This is a genomic window from Variovorax atrisoli (assembly GCF_014195185.1).
Classification (GTDB): Bacteria; Pseudomonadota; Gammaproteobacteria; order Burkholderiales; family Burkholderiaceae_C; genus Variovorax; species Variovorax atrisoli.
Map to the genome: position 1 here is coordinate 29468 of NZ_JACIBG010000001.1, position 16702 is coordinate 46169.

Here is a 16702-nt window from a genome sequence, read left to right on the forward strand (position 1 = left end):
GATGGATGCAAGCTGGCTGGTGCCCGAATGGCCCGCGCCGCCGAACGTGCGGGCCGTGTGCACCACGCGCGAGGGCGGTGTCTCGCCGGGGCGCTACGCGAGCCTGAACCTCGGCGACCACGTGGGCGACGAGCCCTCGCACGTGGCGGACAACCGCAACCGTTTGCGCGCGGCCATCGGGGCTCGTCCGGTCTTTCTCCAGCAGGTGCACGGGACGGGCGTCGTCGAACTCGATGCCGGCCCTGGCATCGTGAACGACGGCACGGCTGCAGACGGTTGTACCGCCACGGCGGCAGGCCTGGCCTGCACGATCATGGTGGCCGATTGCCTGCCGGTGCTCTTCACCGACGAAGCCGGGCATCGCGTGGCGGCGGCGCATGCGGGCTGGCGCGGGCTGGCCGGCGGCGTGCTGGAGCAGACGGTGAGGGCTTTCGATGGCGCTCCAGGAGTCATTGCCTGGCTGGGGCCGTGCATCGGCCCCAAGGCCTTCGAGGTGGGCGCCGAGGTCAAGGCTGCCTTCGAGGCGCATGCGCCCGAGGCCGCGACCTGCTTCCGGCCTGGGCCTGCTCCCGGCAAATGGCTGGCCGACCTGCCCGCGCTGGCGCGCCAGCGGCTGCGCGCTGTGGGCGTGGAATCGATCCATGGCAACGACGGCAGCGACACGTGGTGCACCGTCGGCAACCCGTCACGGTTCTTTTCGCACCGGCGCGACGGCATCAGCGGGCGCTTCGCTGCCCTGGTCTGGAAGGTCTGACCCCGCAGTTCCGGTGGGCCGGCTTGCTTCCTCGGCGGCTGCGCGGCGCGCGGCTTCCTGTGCCTCGAGTTCGCGCTGCCTGATGGCGCGCCGCCGTGCGGGCGTGCCCATCAGGTAAACCACCAGTGCCACGGGCGCCAAACCGTACAAAAGAAATGTGAAGATGGCGCCCAGCACGGTGCCGGTGGTGTTGGTGGCTTCGGCCACCGCCATCATCAAGGCGACATACAGCCAGCCGATGACGATCAGATGGACAAACACGGAAAGTTTCAGTTGGTAAGTGGTGGAGGTAGCGTTGTGAGCGCCCTTGGGATGCAGCATACTCAAATCACGCAAGCCATCCGTACCGTTTCAGGCGAGGACCAGGAGAGAAGATGAAGCAACAAGCAACGGGTGCCGATGCGTTCGCGCCCTTCCAGCAGGCTCTTTCGCAAGGATGGACCCAGGCGCTGGAATCGTTCCGGCAGTCCACCGCGCAGGCCGGCTCCGCCTTCGACATCGGAGGCACGCCGCTATGGCAGCTGCCGAAATTGCCGGAGCTGCCGCAGATGCCCCGGTTTTCCATCGACCCCGAGAAGCTCCAGTCGATCCAGCAGCAATACCTCGCCGAGGCCACCGAACTCTGGCGCCAGGGCTTCGACGCCAGGCCCGAAGGCGACAGGCGCTTTGCGGGCGATGCCTGGAACAAGAATCCGCTGGCCGCCTTCTCGGCGGCCGTCTACCTGCTCAACGGCCGCACCATGCTGAGCATGGCCGAGGCTATCGACGCCGACCAGAAGACCAAGGCGCGGCTGCGGTTCGCCGTCGAGCAATGGATGGCCGCTTCGGCGCCAAGCAATTCGCTGGCCTTCAACGCCGAGGCGCAGAAGAAGGCCATCGACACGCAGGGCGAGAGCATCGCCAAGGGCATCCAGAACCTGCTGAACGACGTCAAGCAGGGCCATCTCAGCATGACCGACGAGAGCGCCTTCGAAGTGGGGCGCAACGTGGCCACCACCGAGGGCGCCGTGGTGTTCGAGAACGAGTTCTTCCAGCTTCTCGAATACAAGCCCCTCACGCCCAAGGTTTATGAGCGGCCCTTCCTGCTGGTGCCGCCTTGCATCAACAAGTTCTACATCCTCGACCTTCAGCCCGAGAACTCGCTGATCCGCTATGCGAACGAGCAGGGCCACCGCGTGTTCGTGGTGAGCTGGCGCAACCCCGACGAGTCGATGGGCAAGGCCACCTGGGACGACTACATCGAGAACGCCGCCATCAAGGCCATCCACACGGTGCAGGAGATCAGCGCAAGCAAGCAGATCAACGCGCTGGGCTTCTGCGTGGGCGGCACCATCCTGAGCACCGCGCTGGCCGTGCTCGCGGCGCGCGGCGAGAAGCCGGCCGCCTCGGTCACGCTGCTGACCACCTTCCTCGACTTCAGCGACACCGGCATCCTCGACATCTTCGTGGATGAGCAGCTCGTGCAGTACCGCGAGATGCAGCTGGGCAACGGCGGCCTGCTGCCGGGCGGCGACCTGGCCTCGACCTTCAGCTTCCTGCGGCCCAACGACCTGGTGTGGAACTACGTGGTCGGCAACTACCTCAAGGGCGAGACCCCGCCGCCCTTCGACCTGCTGTACTGGAACAGCGACGCCACCAACCTGCCGGGCCCCTTCTACGCCTGGTATCTGCGCAACACGTACCACGAGAACAAGCTGGCCAAGCCGAATGCGCTCACCGTGTGCGGCGAGAAGATCGACCTCGGCCGCATCGACATCCCGGCCTACATCTACGGCTCGCGCGAGGACCACATCGTGCCCATCGGCGGCGCCTATGCCTCCACGCAGCTGCTGCCGGGCAAGAAGCGCTTCGTGATGGGCGCATCGGGCCACATCGCCGGCGTGATCAACCCGCCCGCCAAGAAGAAGCGCAGCCACTGGATCCGCGAGGACGGCAAGTTTCCCAGGACGCAGGCCGAATGGCTGGCCGGCGCGCAGGAGCACCCGGGCAGCTGGTGGACCGACTGGGCACAATGGCTCAAGGGGCACGCGGGCAAACAGATCCCCGCGCCCAAGGCGTACGGCAACGGCAAGGCCTACAAGGCCATCGAGCCGGCGCCCGGACGCTACGTCAAGGCCAAGGCCTAAACATGGCACACCCCCAGGCTTGCCCACTGCGTGGGGCCGCCAACCCCCCTGCAGGGGGCAACACCGGCGGCCCGGCAAAGCCGGTTCCTCGGTGTTCCTGGGTTGGGCTGTGGCTTGGCGCAAGTTGCGCCTGCAGTTTTGATACGCAGATTCCTTAATCACTTCAACGGAGAACCTCATGGAAGACATCGTCATCGTTTCGGCCGCCCGCACGGCAGTCGGCAAGTTCGGCGGCTCGCTCGCCGGCATCCCGGCCACCGAGCTCGGTGCAACCGTCATCAAGGAAGTGATTGCGCGCGCCAACCTCACGGCCGACCAGATCGGCGAGGCCATCATGGGCCAGGTGCTGGCGGCCGGCGCGGGCCAGAACCCCGCGCGCCAGGCGTGGCTGAAGAGCGGCGGCGCCAAGGAAACGCCGGCGCTCACCATCAATGCCGTGTGCGGCTCGGGCCTGAAGGCCGTGATGCTCGCAGCGCAGGCCGTGGCCACGGGCGACAGCGAGATCGTCATTGCCGGCGGCCAGGAGAACATGAGCGCCGCGCCGCACGTGCTGCCCAACTCGCGCAACGGCCAGCGCATGGGCGACTGGAAGATGGTCGACACCATGATCGTCGACGGCCTGTGGGACGTCTACAACCAGTACCACATGGGCATCACCGCCGAGAACGTGGCCAAGAAGTACGGCATCGACCGCGCCGCGCAGGACGAGCTGGCGCTGGGCAGCCAGACCAAGGCCGCCGCCGCGCAGGACGCCGGCAAGTTCAAGGACGAGATCGTCGGCGTGAGCATTCCGCAGAAGAAGGGCGACCCCGTCGTCTTCGACACCGACGAATTCATCAACCGCAAGACCAGCGCCGAAGGCCTGGCCGGCCTGCGTCCCGCTTTTGACAAGGCCGGCGGCGTGACGGCAGGCAACGCGTCGGGCCTGAATGATGGCGCGGCAGCCGTGATGGTCATGACGGCCAAGAAGGCCGCGGCCCTGGGCCTCAAGCCGCTGGGCCGCATCGCCAGCTACGCCACTGCCGGCCTCGACCCCGCCATCATGGGCATGGGCCCCGTGCCCGCATCGACCAAGGCGCTGCAGCGCGCCGGCTGGAAGGCCGCCGACCTCGACCTGCTCGAGATCAACGAAGCATTCGCGGCCCAGGCCTGTGCGGTGAACAAGGAAATGGGCTGGGATATCAACAAGGTGAACGTCAACGGCGGCGCCATCGCCATCGGCCACCCCATCGGCGCATCGGGCTGCCGCATCCTGGTGACGCTGCTGCACGAGATGCAGCGCCGCAACGCCAAGAAGGGCATCGCTTCGCTGTGCATCGGCGGGGGCATGGGCGTGGCGCTCACCATCGAGCGCTGAGAAGGCGCGAACAAAGCTGCTGCGCAGCCCGATCTCGCACCTGCGGGCCTTACCGTAGCTGGCTACGGTTCAGGTCCTCGGTGCGACCTTCGGGCCGTTCGCGGCGGTTTTCTCACACCCTTCCGGTCCACGGGCGCCAAGGCCCGTCGCTCAGCGCGCCATCGCCATCGACGGCCGCTGAGCCATCGCCGCGCGCCAGCGCAGCAGCTCGGGGTGCTGCTCCCCGGGCTTGACGCGCACCACGCGGGCGAAGTCCACCGCCACCACGGCGGTGATGTCGGCAATGCTGAAGCGGTCGGTGGCGATGAAGTCGCGGCCGGCCAGGCGTTCGTTCAGCGTGTCGAAGAAATGCTGGATCCGGGCGAGCCCGCGCTGCGCGAGCTCGGGAATCTGCGCGTAGTTGACCGGGCCGGGCAGCGCGCGGTCCGCCATCGCGGGCGAGCTGTTGCGCAGCGTCTCGGCGATGGCGAGCAGGCCTTCGAACTCGATGCGCCAGTTCCAGCTCGCGATCTCGGCCTTTTCCCGCGGGGTGATGCCCATCAACGGTGGCTGCGGGTATCGGGCTTCCACCCATGCCGCGATGGCGGCGTTGTCGGTCAGCAGCAGGCCGTCTTCGTCGTCGGTGCGCAGGGCAGGCACGGTGCACTGCGGATTGATCGCGCGGTAGGCCTCGCCCAGCTGCTCACCACGGACCAGGTCGACCTGCACGGTCTCGTGTGCAATGCCCTTCTCGGCAAGCAGGATGCGCGCGCGCCGCGGGCTGGGGGCGGTGGCACAGTCGTAGAGAATGATCATCGTCGGTTCAACTCCAGGAACTCATCGCATGAATGGCACGACAGCCTACACGCCGCCCACCGTCTGGTCATGGAACAAGGAGAGCGGCGGCCGCTTCGCGAACATCAACCGGCCCATCGCAGGCGCCACGCATGAAAAGGACCTGCCGGTCGGCAGGCATCCCCTGCAACTCTATTCGCTCGCCACGCCCAACGGCGTGAAGGTGACGGTGATGCTCGAGGAACTGCTGGCGCTGGGCCATGCCGGCGCAGAGTACGACGCCTGGCTGATCCGCATCAACGATGGCGACCAGTTCGGCAGCGGCTTCGTCGCGGTGAACCCGAACTCCAAGATTCCTGCGCTGATGGACCGCAGCGGCGACAAGCCGATCCGCGTGTTCGAGTCGGGCGCGATCCTGCAGTACCTGGCCGAGAAGTTCGGCAGCGCCTTCCTGCCGACGGAACGGGCAGCGCGGGCCGAGTGTCTGTCGTGGCTGTTCTGGCAGATGGGCAGCGCGCCCTACCTGGGCGGCGGATTCGGGCATTTCTATGCCTACGCGCCCACGAAGATCGAATACGCCATCGACCGCTTCGCGATGGAAACCAAGCGCCAGCTCGACGTGCTCGACCGCCGCCTGGCCGAAAGCCGCTATCTCGCGGGCGACGAATACACCATTGCCGACATCGCGGTCTGGCCCTGGTACGGCGCGCTGGCCAAGGGGCAGCTCTACGAAGCGGGCGAGTTCCTGCAGGTGAGCGAATACAGGAATGTGGTGCGCTGGGCCGACGAGATCGCGAAACGGCCGGCCGTGCAGCGCGGCCGCATGGTCAACCGCACCTGGGGCCAGCCCATGAGCCAGCTTCACGAGCGCCACGACGCGTCCGACTTCGACACCCGCACGCAGGACAAGCTGCAGGCGCCGACCTGAGCACGACGCGGCACCCCACCATCCACACAGCCGGAGCAACGACGATGAGCGACAAGATCCTGGTGTTCTACGGCTCCTACCGCTCCGACCGCATGGGCGTGCGCCTGGCCGACTTCATCGTCGCCGGCCTGCGCGAACGCGGAGATGACGCCGAGTTGGTGGACGCGAAGGCGGTCGACCTGCCCATGCTCGACCGCATGTACAAGGAATATCCGAAGGGCAGCGCTCCCGCCGCGATGGAGGCGCTGGCCGGGAAGATCCGCTCGGCCGACGCCTTCGTCTTCGTCACCGGCGAATACAACTGGGGCCCGCAGCCCGGCCTGAAGAACCTCACCGACCACTTCCTGGAGGAGTGGTTCTGGCGCCCCGCAGCCATCGCGAGCTATTCGGCGGGGCGCTTCTCCGGCGTGCGCTCGGGCACTGTGTGGCATTCGATCCTGTCGGAGATGGGCATGGTCGTGGTGTCGAGCACCCTGGCCGTCGGGCCGATCTCGCAGACGCTGGATGCTGCGGGCAAGCCCACGGGCCCGGCGGGCGAATCGCTGCAGCGCTCCTTCGGCCGCTTCGCCGACGACCTGGCCTGGTGGACCGAGGCGGCGCGCGCACAGCGGGCGCGCAAGGCGCCGCCTTACTGATCGGGCAGGGCCCGCGGAAGGGTCCCGCGGAGCGGCTTGTTCACCGCCCAAAATTTGAGCAGATTAACTATTCCCTTTGTAAAACAACGACTTACGTTGCTTTTACAACGCTCCTCATCAGTTATCCCCAAAGTTGTGCACTGAAAATGGGGAAGAAGCCGGTTTTTCCACATTCCCGCCGCAAGTGGCTGATCCGATGGCGTTTTTCGCTCACCGGAAACCGTGAAAAATGGAGTCGAAAGGCTGTTTCAGGTCTGGACGAGGCGGTTTTGGCGGCCAGAGTTGTACACCGCCCAAAAATTGAGCAAACTAAGGAATACCCTTGTAAAACAACGACTTGCATTCGTTTTACAAGGCTCCTCATGAGTTACCCCCAAAGTTGCCCACAGAAAATGGGGACGGGGGCGAGTTGTTCAGCAATCGCGTGCAAGTTGCTGTTTTTGCGTGCTGGCGGCAGTCAGGTTGGCGAAGAGGCCTGCTGTTCGGCGTAGTGGCGGCATAGCGTGTCGACCAGCGCCTGTGCGTAGATCGGCAGCGCTGCGCGGTCGCGCACGAGCAGGTAGCGCTCCCGCACGCACCAGGCGTCGTCGAGGTCGATCAGCGCGAGCTGCATGCTTTCCTGGTTGCGCCGGGCAGCCGACTCGGGCACGACGCCGATGCCCACGCCGTTGCCGATCATCCGGCACATGGCGTCGAAGCTTCCGAGCTGGATGCGCAGCTTCTGCCGCTTGCCCAGGTTGTCGGTGATCTGCGAGAGAAAGGTCTGCAGCGTGCTGCCTTGCTGCATGCCGATCGCGTCTTCGTCCAGCGTCTCGGCGAAGGAGATCTTCTTGCGCTTCGCGAAGCGGTGCTTGCGCGAGGTGGCGAGCACCAGCCGGTCGGTGCTGAAGTGGATGGCCTCCAGCCCCAGCGTGTCGACGCGGCCGGCGACGATGCCGATGTCGGCGCGGCCGTCGAGCACGCCGCGCGGAATCTGAGCATTCGGTTTTTCCTGAAGGTCGACGTTGATGCGCGGGTTGTGCGCCAGGAAGCCCGGCAGTATCTCGGGCAGGAAGTCGGTCACTGCGGTGGTGTTGGCGAACACGCGCAGGTGGCCGCGCAGGCCGCCGCCGTACTCCAGCAGGTCGGCGCGCAGCTGCTCCGTCTGGTGCAGCACGAGGCGCGCGTGGTGCAGGAAGGCTTCGCCCGGCGGCAGCAGCCGCACGCCTCGGGCCTCGCGCTGCAGCAGCTGCAGCCCGGCCTGAGTTTCGAGCGCCTTGATGCGCGCGCTTGCCGCCGCGAGCGACAGGTGCTGGCGCTCGGCCGCCCGCGTGAGGTTGCCGAGTTCGGCCGTGGCGACGAAGAGGCGCAGGTCGGTAAGGTCGAAGAGCATCCAGCGATGGTAGGCGCCAGCATGCGGCCAGCCTTCGGCATTGCAGAAGGCTGGGTTCCGAAATCGCAGATTGCGCGCGAGGGTGGGGCGCCCGACCATGCGGGCCATGGAGACAACACGACACCAACGAAACCAGCCGGTGGCCAGCGGATTGAAAGTCCGTCGCCCTGCTGCCGGCACGAGATTGCGCGCATTGGCCCTGGTCGCACTGACCGCCGCGGCCGCTCTGGTCCAGTCCGGCCCGGCGAATGCGGAGGCATACCCCTCCCGCCCCGTCACGCTCGTCGTGCCCCAGGCCGCGGGCGGCACCAACGACATCGTCGGCCGGCTCGTCGGCCAGAAGCTCGGCGAGGTGATGAACAACGCCAGCGTGGTGGTCGACAACCGCCCCGGCGCGGGCGGCAACATCGGCACGCAGCTCGTGGCCAAGGGCCCGAAGGACGGCTACACGCTGCTCATGACCATCAGCAGCAGCCAGGCGATCAACCCGGCGCTCTACAGGAACCCGGGCTTCGACCCCGAGCGCGACTTCAAGCCCGTGGGGCTCATCGGCTCGGTGCCCAACGTGCTGCTGGTCAACCCCTCGTTCCCGGCGAAGAACCTCGCCGAGTTCCTGAAGCTCGCGCGGGCGAAGGGCGCGAACTACCAGTACGCCTCGGCCGGCAACGGCACGCTCAACCACCTGCTCGGCGAAATGCTCAACAGCATGGCCGGCATCTCGATGCAGCACGTGCCCTACAAGGGCGTGGCGCCCGCTCTCAACGACGTGCTGGGCGGGCAGCTGCCGATCGTGTTCGCGAGCCTGCCTTCGGCGCTGCCGCACATCAAGGCCGGCAAGCTGCGCGCGCTGGCCGTCAGCGGCGAGAAGCGCTCGCCCGTGCTGCCCGACGTGCCCGCCATCGCCGAGGCCGTGCCCGGCTACAACGGCACGCTGTGGATCGGCCTGTTCGCCCCCGCGGGCGTCCCGCCCGACGTGCTCGCCACGCTGCAGGACGCCACGCGCAAGGCGCTGGCCTCGAAGGACCTGCGCGACAAGCTCGACCAGCAGGGCGTGGAGATCGCCGCGCCGACCACCCCCGAACAGTTCGCGGCGCTGCTGCACGACGATCTCGCCAAGTGGGCGCGGATCGTCAAGGCCTCCGGCGCCGCGGTCGACTGAACGACGAAGAGACCCATGAGCAACGACACACAGACTCCATCTCCCACCATCGACAGCGAGGCGCTGGCCAGGCTGCAGGCCTGGCAGGGCCGCAGCGAAACGCTGGCCGACGACGTCACCGCCGCGCAGGTGCGCGCGCTCGCCGCCACGCTCGACCGCGACGACCCGCCGCCGCAGGCCGGCACCCGCCTGCCCGAGCTGTGGCACTGGCTCTACTTCCTGCCGCACCACCGCCAGTCGGAGATCGGCGAGGACGGCCACGCCAGGCGCGGCGGCTTCCTGCCGCCGGTGCCGCTGCCGCGCCGCATGTGGGCGGGCGGCCGGCTCGCATGGGAGCCGGGCAATCCGCTGCATGTGGGCGACAAGGCGGAGCGCACCTCGCGCATCGTCTCGGTCACGCACAAGTCGGGCCGCACCGGCGAACTCGTGTTCGTGCTGGTGCGCCACGAGGTGCGCAACGAACGCGGCCTCGCGCTCACCGAGGAGCACGACATCGTCTACCGCGCCGCCGCCCAGCCGGGCGAGGCCGGCCCGCCACCCACGCCCGCCCCGAAGGACGCCGCCTTCAGCCGCGACATCGCGCCCGACGACGTGCTGCTCTTCCGCTACTCGGCACTCACCTTCAACGGCCACCGCATCCACTACGACCGCCGCTACGTCACGCAGGTCGAGGGCTATCCGGGCCTGATCGTGCACGGCCCGCTGATCGCGACGCTGCTGGTCGACCTGCTGCGCCGCAACGTGCCGGGCGCGCAGCTCGCGCGCTTCGAGTTCCGCGCGGTGCGCCCGACCTTCGACATCGCGCCGTTCCGCGTGCACGGCAAGCCGGGCGCCGATGGAAAGACGTTCGATCTGTGGGGCGAGGACGCCGACGGCTGGCTCACCATGCAGGCCACGGCCGTGCTGGCCTGAGCGGGGAGGGAAGAACACATGACAAGACCCCTGGACGGCATCACCGTCATCTCGCTCGAGCACGCCATCGCCGCGCCGTTCTGCACGCGGCAGCTCGCCGACCTCGGTGCGCGCGTCATCAAGGTGGAGCGCCCCGGAGCGGGCGACTTCGCGCGCGCCTACGACGCCCGCGTGGCCGGCGAGGCCTCGCACTTCGTGTGGGTGAACCGCTCGAAGGAAAGCCTCACGCTCGACCTCAAGCAGCCCGCCGCGCTGGCGGTGCTGCAGGAACTGCTGTCCGATGCCGACGTGCTGGTGCAGAACCTCGCACCCGGCGCCGCCGCGCGCATGGGGCTGGGCGCGCAGGCCCTGCACGAAAAGCACCCGAGGCTCATCGTCTGCGACATCTCGGGCTACGGCGAGGACGGCCCGTACCGCGACAAGAAGGCCTACGACCTGCTGATCCAGAGCGAGGCCGGCTTTCTCTCGGTGACGGGCACGCCCGAGGAGCCCTGCAAGTCGGGCAACTCCATCGCCGACATCGCGGCCGGCATGTATGCGTACACCGGCATCCTTGCGGCGCTGCTCCAGCGCGGAAAGACGGGCAGGGGCTCGCACATCGACGTGTCGATGCTCGAGGCGCTGGCCGAGTGGATGGGCTACCCGATGTACTACGCCTACGACGGCGCTCCACCGCCGCCGCGCAGCGCCGCCTCGCACGCGACCATCTATCCCTACGGTCCTTTCCCCGCGGGTGACGGCGGCACCGTGATGCTGGGCCTGCAGAACGAGCGCGAATGGCGCACCTTCTGCGAGAAGGTGCTGCTGCAGACAGCGCTGGCCACCGACCCGCGCTTCGACAGCAACGCGCGGCGCAACGAGAACCGCGAGATGCTGCGCGCCATCATCCTCGAGACCTTCGGCGCGCTGACGACGGCGCAGGTGCTGGAGCGGCTCGACGCCGCGCAGATCGCCAACGCCCGCATGAACGACATGGCCGGCCTGTGGGCCCATCCCCAATTGCAGGCGCGCGAGCGCTGGCGTCAGGTGGGCTCGCCGGCGGGCGACATACCGGCCCTGCTGCCGGCGGGTCGCCAGAGCGCCTTCGACTACCGCATGGACCCGATCCCGGCGGTAGGCGAGCACACCGACGCCATCCTGCGCAGCCTCGGGCGCAGCGAGGCGGACATCGCGGCGCTGCGCGAGGCGGGCGCGGTGTGAGCGCGCCGCCGCTTTCGCTGGCGCGCGCCTTTCTCTTCGTGCCCGCCGACCGGCCCGAGCGCCATGCGCGCGCGCTGGCCACCGGGGCGGGCGGCGTGATCGTCGACCTCGAAGACGCCGTCGCGCCCGAGCGCAAGGTTCAAGCACGCGAGCAACTGGGTGCCGCGTTCGCCGCGCTGCCCGCCGAAGAACGGCGACGGCTGCTGGTGCGCATCAACGCCGCCGGCACGCCGTGGCATGACGACGACTGCGCGCAGGTCGGAGCGCTCGCCGCCCAGGGGCTGATCGCCGGCATCGTGCTGCCGAAGGCGGAACGGGCGGTCGACCTGTCGCGGCTGGCGACGGCGGCAGGCCCCTCGGCCGTGCTGGTGCCGCTGATCGAATCGGCCGCCGGCCTCGCCGCGGTCGACGAACTCGCCGCCCGCCCGCAGGTGCTGCGCCTGGCCTTCGGCAACCTCGATTTCCAGGCCGACCTGGGCCTGGCCTGCGATGCCGACGAGGCCGAACTGGTGCCCGTGCGCCTCGCACTGCTGCTGGCCTCGCGCCGCGCCGGCCTTGCCGCGCCCATCGACGGCGTGACCCCCGACTGGCGCGACGCCCCCCGGCTGGCAGCGGACACCGCGCGCGCCCGGCGCGGCGGCTTCGGCGCCAAGCTGTGCATCCACCCCGACCAGGTCGCGCCAGTGCATGCGGCGCTCGGCCCCTCGGCGCAGGAACTGGCATGGGCCCGCCGCGTGGTCGCGGCCATCCGCGAGGCCGGCGGCGGCGTCGTCAGCCTCGACGGGCGCATGGTCGATGCCCCGGTGGTGCGGCTGGCCGAGCGCCTGCTCGCACTCGAACACACCTGACGAACACACCTGACGAACGGACCAGAGAACAACCAAAGGAGACAAGAAAGTGAAAGCAACCGGAAACTGGAAACTGAAGACCCTGATCGCCGCCTCCGCTGGCGCCTGCCTGCTCGCCTTCCAGGCGCCGGCTTCGGCACAGGCGGCATGGCCCGACAAGCCGGTGACGATGGTCGTGCCGTACTCGGCCGGCGGCCCGACCGACGTGGTGGCGCGCATGCTGGCCATTCCCATGGGCAAGTCGCTGGGTCAGCCTGTGATCGTGGAGAACACCGTGGGCGCGGGCGGCACCATCGCACCCGCGCGTGTGGCGAAGGCGGCGCCCAACGGCTACACCATCCTGATCCACCACATGGGCATGGCCACCGCGCCCGCGCTCTACAAGAAGCTCAACTACGACCCGCTCAAGGACTTCGAGTACGTCGGCCAGGTGCTCGACGTGCCGATGACGCTGCTGTCGCGCAAGGACTTCCCGGCCAACAACTACCAGGAGCTGCTGGCCTACGTGAAGGCCAACAAGGACAAGGTGACGCTGGCCAACGCGGGCGTGGGCGCGGTGTCGCAGCTGTGCGGGCTGCTGTTCATGAACCAGATCGGTGTGCAGCTGACCACCGTGCCCTACAAGGGGGCGGGGCCGGCGCTCAACGACCTGATGGGCGGGCAGGTCGACCTGCTGTGCGACCAGACCACGCAGACCGCGCCCGTCATCAAGGACGGCAACCGGGTGAAGGTGTTCGGCGTGACCACGCCGCAGCGGCTGTCGAGCCTGCCCAACATCCCGACGCTGGACGAGCAGGGCCTCAAAGGCTTCGACGTGCGCGTGTGGCACGGCATCTATGCGCCCAAGGGCACGCCGCCCGCGGTGATCGAGAAGCTCAACGCCGCCCTGCGCGCCGGGCTGCAGGACGACATGGTGAAGAACCGCCTGGCCGAACTCAGCTCGGAGATCGTGCCGGTAGAGAAGCAGACACCCGAGAGCCTTCGCTCGCACCTCGCGGCGGAGGTGGCCAAGTGGGGCAAGGTGATCCGCGCGGCGGGCGTGCAGGCGGACTGAGGTTCTTCAATCGACCGACCGGGCGCGCAGTGTTTCGTCGAACAGCGCGAGCAGGTGCCGCGCGAACAGGTCCATGTTCGCGGGGCGGTCGGCATTGCCGGTCTCGACGGTGCGGCTCACGGTGACGGGGCCGACGATCGCCAGGCATACCCGCCCGGGCACGTCGCCGTAAGGGCTGGGCGAGGGGCCGGCCGCTCCGCTTTCGGCGATGCCCCAGGCCGAGTGGTGGGTGTCGCGCACCCGGCCCGCGACGAGCCGGGCGTAGGGCTCGGTCTCGCCGCGCAGGCCGGCCATGTCTTCGGCGGTCAGGTTCAGCAGCGCGCGGCCCGCGCGCCTCGAATAGACGACCGCACCGCCCTTGAAGTAGGCCGAGGCGCCCGCGATGGCGAGCAGGGCGGCAGACACCAGTCCGCCTGCCGAGGACTCGACCACCGCCACGGTCTGCCCCCGCGCGCGCAGCGCTTCGCCCACCCGTGCAGCGAGTACCGGGAGCGGCTCGGGCAAGGAGGGCGCGTTCATCGGGCCTGGAAGCGGGGACCGGGCCGCTTCACATAGGCCGGCGCGCGCTCGTGGCTGGCGGTGCTTCCGTAGATGGTGTCCGCGGGGTAGTACTCGGACTGCAGCTGTACCTTGGCGGCGGCTTCCTCGCCCGCGGTGTGGGCGATGTAGGCCAGCATCAGGTCGGTACCGGCCGATACCCCGGCCGAGGTCCAGACGTTGCCGTCCTGCACGAAGCGCTGCTCCACCACCTTCACGTCGCCCAGCGCGCGCAGGCGGTCGAGCGATCCCCAGTGGGTGGTGGCGGTCTTGCCCGAGAGCAGGCCGGCCGCGTGCAGCACGAAGGCGCCGGTGCATACGGACATCAGCGTGGTGCATCCGGGCGCCTGGTCGGCGAGGAAGCGGGTCATGACGACGTTGTCGACCTCGCGGCGCGTGCCCATGCCGCCGGGGACGAGCAGGCAGTCGAGCTGGGGGCAGTCGGCGAAGGAGACGTGGGGGTTGATCGACAGGCCCTTGGCGCAGACCACCGGCTCGCGCTTCTCGGCCACGATCAGGCAATGCTCGGGACCGCCGGCCAGCTTGCTCCACATGGTGAGCATCTCCCAGGGGCCGACGAAGTCGAGTTCCTCGACGTCGGGGAAGACGATGATCCCGAAATTCATACTTTGGAACTCCTTGGGTGATTGGCTCGTGCGGACACGCACGGATGAGAGGATAGAGGCTGAGCACGGAGGCCGCTTCGTGACAATCTTCGTGACAGCTGGTTGCAAGCCTGGCTCAGTGTTTTCCTGAGAGGGGCCATGGCTTGAAACTCGCTAGAGTGAAGGCGGCCGTTCAGGCTTTTGCCATTACACAAAGGAAATCTCATGAGCAAGAAAGTTGCATATGTCACTGGAGGCATGGGTGGCATCGGAACAGCCATCTGCCAGCGTCTGTACAAGGACGGGTTCACCGTGGTCGCAGGTTGCGGCCCCACGCGCGACTACGCCAAATGGCTGGCCGAACAGAAAGCCGCAGGCTTCGAGTTCCATGCGTCGGTCGGCAATGTCGGCGACTGGCAATCCACCGTCGAAGCCTTCTCCGCCGCCAAGGCCGCGCACGGCCCCATCGACGTGCTGGTCAACAACGCCGGCATCACCCGGGACCGCATGTTCCTCAAGATGACCCCCGAGGACTGGAGCGCAGTGATCGAGACCAACCTCAACAGCATGTTCAACGTCACCAAGCAGGTGGTGGGCGACATGGTTGAAAAGGGCTGGGGCCGAATCATCAACATCAGTTCGGTCAACGGCGCCAAGGGCCAGGCCGGCCAGACCAACTACTCGGCGGCCAAGGCCGGCATGCACGGCTTCACCATGGCGCTGGCCCAGGAGCTGGCCAGCAAGGGCGTGACGGTCAACACCGTGAGCCCGGGCTACATCGGCACCGACATGGTCAAGGCCATCCGCCAGGAAGTGCTCGACAAGATCGTGGCGACCATCCCGGTCAAGCGCCTGGGCGAACCCAGCGAGATCGCCTCGATCATCTCGTGGCTGGCCACCGACGAAGGCGGCTACAGCACGGGGGCCGACTTCTCCGTCAACGGCGGCCTGCACATGCATTAAGCATGCTGACTTACACCTGATCGACAAGACCCGCTTCGGCGGGTCTTTTCATTTCGACGATGCGGGTTCCACGGATAGAAAACCGCGGATGCGCGTCCTACAGTTTTCAACCCCCGGAGGCAAACATGGAAAGCACAACAAGCACATCCGCCAGAAAGCTCCCGCTGTACCGCTCGCTCTACGTGCAGGTGATCACCGCCGTGATCATCGGCGTGCTGCTCGGCCACTTCTATCCGGCCGCGGGCGAGGCGATGAAGCCGCTGGGCGACGGCTTCATCAAGCTGATCAAGATGATCATCGCGCCGATCATCTTCTGCACGGTGGTGGTGGGCATCGCCGGCATGGAGGACATGAAGAAGGTCGGCAAGACCGGCGGCCTCGCGCTGCTGTATTTCGAGATCGTCAGCAGCATCGCGCTCGTCGTGGGCCTGGTGCTCGTGAACGTGCTCAAGCCCGGCGCTGGCATGAACGTCGACCCGGCCACGCTCGACACCAAGGGCATCGCGGCCTATACCGGCCCGGGCAAGATGACCGGCACGGTCGACTTCATCATGAACATCATCCCGAACACCATCGTGGATGCCTTCGCCAAGGGCGAGATCCTGCAGGTGCTGCTCATCGCGGTGCTGTTCGGCTTCGCGCTGCACCGTTTCGGGGGGCGCGGCACGCTGGTGTTCGACGTGATCGAGAAGGGCTCGCACGTGCTCTTCGGCATCGTCAACTACATCATGAAGCTGGCGCCCATCGGCGCCTTCGGCGCCATGGCCTTCACCATCGGCAAGTACGGGCTGGGCAGCCTGTTCTCGCTGGGCAAGCTGATGGGCACCTTCTACCTGACCTGCCTGCTGTTCATCTTCGTGGTGCTCGGGCTCATCGCGCGCTTCCATGGGTTCAGCATCTGGAAGTTCATCAAGTACATCAAGGAAGAGCTGCTGATCGTGCTGGGCACCTCGTCGAGCGAGTCGGTGCTGCCGCGCATGATGGAGAAGATGGAGAACCTGGGCGCCAACAAGACCTGCGTGGGCCTCGTCATTCCGACCGGCTATTCCTTCAACCTCGACGGCACTTCCATCTACCTGACGATGGCGGCGGTGTTCATCGCGCAGGCCACCAACACGCCGATGACGCTCACGCAGGAGATCACGCTGCTTGCGGTGCTGCTGCTGACCTCGAAGGGCGCGGCGGGCGTCACGGGCAGCGGCTTCATCGTGCTGGCGGCCACGCTGTCGGCGGTGGGCCATGTGCCGGTGGCGGGGCTGGCGCTCATCCTGGGCATCGACCGCTTCATGTCCGAGGCCCGTGCGCTGACCAACCTGATCGGCAACGGCGTCGCCACCATCGTGGTCGCCAAGTGGACCAACGAGCTCGACGAGGCCCGGCTGCAGGCCGGACTCAACAACGAGACCTGGGTGGAGGCACAGGAGCCCGAGGCGCTCGATGCCGAGCGCAGCGGCAAGATGGCCGGCTGAGGCGGCACC

The 16702-nt window shown here is 67.7% G+C and carries 17 protein-coding genes; 12 read left to right on the top strand and 5 right to left on the bottom strand.

Annotated features, from left to right (window positions below):
- Nucleotide 1 precedes the first annotated feature (1 nt).
- Nucleotides 2-754 (top strand): peptidoglycan editing factor PgeF, encoded by a 753-nt coding sequence (gene pgeF / locus FHY06_RS00165; RefSeq protein ID WP_184602730.1) that lies wholly within the window; start codon nucleotides 2-4, stop codon nucleotides 752-754.
- On the opposite strand, the gene FHY06_RS00170 is transcribed toward pgeF, so the two are convergent.
- On the bottom strand, nucleotides 686-1075 hold the full coding sequence (locus FHY06_RS00170) for a hypothetical protein (RefSeq protein WP_019653267.1): 390 nt from the start codon (nucleotides 1073-1075) through the stop codon (nucleotides 686-688). The two genes, pgeF and FHY06_RS00170, sit on opposite strands and share 69 nt — an antisense overlap.
- A 53-nt stretch (nucleotides 1076-1128) precedes the next feature.
- On the opposite strand from FHY06_RS00170, the gene phaC reads away from it, so the two are divergent.
- Nucleotides 1129-2880 (top strand): class I poly(R)-hydroxyalkanoic acid synthase, encoded by a 1752-nt coding sequence (gene phaC / locus FHY06_RS00175; protein WP_184602733.1) that lies wholly within the window; start codon nucleotides 1129-1131, stop codon nucleotides 2878-2880.
- Between the two features lie 178 nt (nucleotides 2881-3058).
- A complete protein-coding gene (locus FHY06_RS00180; RefSeq protein ID WP_019653265.1) occupies nucleotides 3059-4237 on the top strand; it encodes an acetyl-CoA C-acetyltransferase in 1179 nt (392 codons plus the stop codon).
- A gap of 150 nt (nucleotides 4238-4387) precedes the next feature.
- Here FHY06_RS00180 and FHY06_RS00185 read toward each other — a convergent pair whose 3' ends face one another.
- Nucleotides 4388-5032 (bottom strand): glutathione S-transferase family protein, encoded by a 645-nt coding sequence (locus FHY06_RS00185; protein ID WP_126184411.1) that lies wholly within the window; start codon nucleotides 5030-5032, stop codon nucleotides 4388-4390.
- A gap of 28 nt (nucleotides 5033-5060) precedes the next feature.
- On the opposite strand from FHY06_RS00185, the gene yghU reads away from it, so the two are divergent.
- On the top strand, nucleotides 5061-5939 hold the full coding sequence (gene yghU, locus FHY06_RS00190) for a glutathione-dependent disulfide-bond oxidoreductase (RefSeq protein WP_184602735.1): 879 nt from the start codon (nucleotides 5061-5063) through the stop codon (nucleotides 5937-5939).
- 44 nt (nucleotides 5940-5983) lie between these two features.
- Nucleotides 5984-6574, top strand: coding sequence for an NADPH-dependent FMN reductase (locus FHY06_RS00195; RefSeq protein WP_184602737.1), 591 nt, complete (start codon nucleotides 5984-5986; stop codon nucleotides 6572-6574).
- A 457-nt stretch (nucleotides 6575-7031) separates the two neighbouring features.
- On the opposite strand, the gene FHY06_RS00200 is transcribed toward FHY06_RS00195, so the two are convergent.
- Nucleotides 7032-7946: a LysR family transcriptional regulator gene (locus tag FHY06_RS00200; RefSeq protein ID WP_126184409.1), complete on the bottom strand. Its 915-nt coding sequence runs from the start codon at nucleotides 7944-7946 to the stop codon at nucleotides 7032-7034.
- A gap of 184 nt (nucleotides 7947-8130) precedes the next feature.
- On the opposite strand from FHY06_RS00200, the gene FHY06_RS00205 reads away from it, so the two are divergent.
- From FHY06_RS00205 to FHY06_RS00225, 5 genes are read left to right on the top strand one after another with little or no spacing between them, the layout of a single operon-like run.
- On the top strand, nucleotides 8131-9105 hold the full coding sequence (locus tag FHY06_RS00205; protein ID WP_184602739.1) for a tripartite tricarboxylate transporter substrate binding protein: 975 nt from the start codon (nucleotides 8131-8133) through the stop codon (nucleotides 9103-9105).
- 15 nt (nucleotides 9106-9120) lie between these two features.
- The gene (locus tag FHY06_RS00210; RefSeq protein WP_184602741.1) at nucleotides 9121-10017 is read left to right on the top strand and encodes an HTD2 family dehydratase; all 897 of its coding nucleotides are present in this window, start codon (nucleotides 9121-9123) and stop codon (nucleotides 10015-10017) included.
- 18 nt (nucleotides 10018-10035) lie between these two features.
- On the top strand, nucleotides 10036-11217 hold the full coding sequence (locus FHY06_RS00215) for a CaiB/BaiF CoA transferase family protein (RefSeq protein ID WP_132750672.1): 1182 nt from the start codon (nucleotides 10036-10038) through the stop codon (nucleotides 11215-11217).
- Nucleotides 11214-12065, top strand: coding sequence for an HpcH/HpaI aldolase/citrate lyase family protein (locus FHY06_RS00220; RefSeq protein ID WP_184602743.1), 852 nt, complete (start codon nucleotides 11214-11216; stop codon nucleotides 12063-12065). The genes FHY06_RS00215 and FHY06_RS00220 overlap by 4 nt, the downstream gene beginning before the upstream one ends.
- A gap of 49 nt (nucleotides 12066-12114) precedes the next feature.
- A complete protein-coding gene (locus tag FHY06_RS00225; RefSeq protein ID WP_184602745.1) occupies nucleotides 12115-13119 on the top strand; it encodes a tripartite tricarboxylate transporter substrate binding protein BugD in 1005 nt (334 codons plus the stop codon).
- Between the two features lie 6 nt (nucleotides 13120-13125).
- Here FHY06_RS00225 and FHY06_RS00230 read toward each other — a convergent pair whose 3' ends face one another.
- Both FHY06_RS00230 and FHY06_RS00235 read right to left on the bottom strand, forming a co-directional pair.
- A complete protein-coding gene (locus tag FHY06_RS00230) occupies nucleotides 13126-13638 on the bottom strand; it encodes a CinA family protein (protein WP_184602747.1) in 513 nt (170 codons plus the stop codon).
- Complete coding sequence (locus FHY06_RS00235; RefSeq protein WP_145759036.1) at nucleotides 13635-14282, bottom strand: DJ-1/PfpI family protein; 648 nt, start codon at nucleotides 14280-14282, stop codon at nucleotides 13635-13637. The genes FHY06_RS00230 and FHY06_RS00235 overlap by 4 nt, the downstream gene beginning before the upstream one ends.
- Before the next feature lie 204 nt (nucleotides 14283-14486).
- On the opposite strand from FHY06_RS00235, the gene phbB reads away from it, so the two are divergent.
- Both phbB and FHY06_RS00245 read left to right on the top strand, forming a co-directional pair.
- A complete protein-coding gene (gene phbB, locus FHY06_RS00240; protein WP_019653253.1) occupies nucleotides 14487-15224 on the top strand; it encodes an acetoacetyl-CoA reductase in 738 nt (245 codons plus the stop codon).
- Between the two features lie 125 nt (nucleotides 15225-15349).
- Nucleotides 15350-16693: a dicarboxylate/amino acid:cation symporter gene (locus FHY06_RS00245; protein WP_019653252.1), complete on the top strand. Its 1344-nt coding sequence runs from the start codon at nucleotides 15350-15352 to the stop codon at nucleotides 16691-16693.
- The last annotated feature ends 9 nt before the right edge of the window (nucleotides 16694-16702 follow it).

Bases quoted from the DNA above. Each gene is read 5' to 3' on its own strand.
- FHY06_RS00170 (WP_019653267.1), bottom strand. From the start codon at position 1,075: ATGCTGCATCCCAAGGGCGCTCACAACGCTACCTCCACCACTTACCAA.
- phaC (WP_184602733.1), top strand. From the start codon at position 1,129: ATGAAGCAACAAGCAACGGGTGCCGATGCGTTCGCGCCCTTCCAGCAG.
- FHY06_RS00195 (WP_184602737.1), top strand. From the start codon at position 5,984: ATGAGCGACAAGATCCTGGTGTTCTACGGCTCCTACCGCTCCGACCGC.
- FHY06_RS00215 (WP_132750672.1), top strand. From the start codon at position 10,036: ATGACAAGACCCCTGGACGGCATCACCGTCATCTCGCTCGAGCACGCC.
- pgeF (WP_184602730.1), top strand. From the start codon at position 2: ATGGATGCAAGCTGGCTGGTGCCCGAATGGCCCGCGCCGCCGAACGTG.
- yghU (WP_184602735.1), top strand. From the start codon at position 5,061: ATGAATGGCACGACAGCCTACACGCCGCCCACCGTCTGGTCATGGAAC.
- FHY06_RS00245 (WP_019653252.1), top strand. From the start codon at position 15,350: ATGGAAAGCACAACAAGCACATCCGCCAGAAAGCTCCCGCTGTACCGC.
- FHY06_RS00185 (WP_126184411.1), bottom strand. From the start codon at position 5,032: ATGATCATTCTCTACGACTGTGCCACCGCCCCCAGCCCGCGGCGCGCG.
- FHY06_RS00180 (WP_019653265.1), top strand. From the start codon at position 3,059: ATGGAAGACATCGTCATCGTTTCGGCCGCCCGCACGGCAGTCGGCAAG.
- FHY06_RS00235 (WP_145759036.1), bottom strand. From the start codon at position 14,282: ATGAATTTCGGGATCATCGTCTTCCCCGACGTCGAGGAACTCGACTTC.
- FHY06_RS00230 (WP_184602747.1), bottom strand. From the start codon at position 13,638: ATGAACGCGCCCTCCTTGCCCGAGCCGCTCCCGGTACTCGCTGCACGG.
- FHY06_RS00200 (WP_126184409.1), bottom strand. From the start codon at position 7,946: ATGCTCTTCGACCTTACCGACCTGCGCCTCTTCGTCGCCACGGCCGAA.
- FHY06_RS00210 (WP_184602741.1), top strand. From the start codon at position 9,121: ATGAGCAACGACACACAGACTCCATCTCCCACCATCGACAGCGAGGCG.
- phbB (WP_019653253.1), top strand. From the start codon at position 14,487: ATGAGCAAGAAAGTTGCATATGTCACTGGAGGCATGGGTGGCATCGGA.